Source organism: Vibrio sp. 1727 (genome assembly GCF_033344415.1).
GTDB classification, from domain to species: Bacteria; Pseudomonadota; Gammaproteobacteria; order Enterobacterales; family Vibrionaceae; genus Vibrio; species Vibrio alginolyticus.
Genome location: NZ_JAWPOT010000214.1, coordinates 1 through 757, shown reverse-complemented (window position 1 = coordinate 757; position 757 = coordinate 1). Strand labels below are relative to the sequence as shown.

Genomic DNA, 757 nt, shown 5'->3' with positions numbered 1-757 from the left:
GATTGTCGAAGTGGCACATTTCACTTACGCTGATTACCAGCGACTTTCCGATATCGAAGCCATTTACGACATGGACTTAATCATCATCAGTTCAGGCGCGCCTAACGAGAACCTCGATAAACTGATGAACCTAGGTGCCATTTTTCACTACAGAAAACCCGTCGATCTCACCATCCTGTCTGATACGCTGACCGAAGTGAGCCAGTATTATCAACACAAGCAGGAGCAAGGACGTAAAGTCGCCACCAGCGATTTGGATCAGTTTGGTTTGCTAGTTGGCTCATCTTCTCCGATGCACCAGCTGTACCGCATGATCCGCCGTGTCGCAAAAACCGAAGCCAACGTATTGATTGTCGGTGAAAGTGGCTCAGGGAAGGAGCTTGTGGCACAAACCATCCATCTCGCCAGCGAGCGCAAGCAGCAACCTTTTATTGCCATCAACTGTGGTGCCATTAGCCCAGAACTGGTCGATAGCGAACTGTTTGGCCACGAAAAAGGCGCATTTACTGGCGCGAACAAAACTCACCAAGGGGTATTTAAGCAAGCGGAAGGCGGCACGCTGTTTTTGGATGAAATTACGGAGATGCCGATCGAGCATCAAGTGAAACTGCTGCGTGTGCTAGAAACTGGCGAATACCGCCCAGTGGGCAGTAATACCGTCCACATCGCCAATACCCGCATCGTCGCGGCGACCAACCGCGATCCTAAAGTCGCGATAGAAGAACAATTTCTGCGTGAAGACCTATTTTTCAGGCTA

Annotated in this window: 1 protein-coding gene; it reads left to right on the top strand. The window is 50.2% G+C overall.

What is annotated here, in order from left to right; translation table 11 throughout:
- Nucleotides 1-757 (top strand): sigma-54 factor interaction domain-containing protein (locus R8O10_RS24855; RefSeq protein WP_318191907.1); only part of this gene is annotated, 757 nt, incomplete at both ends.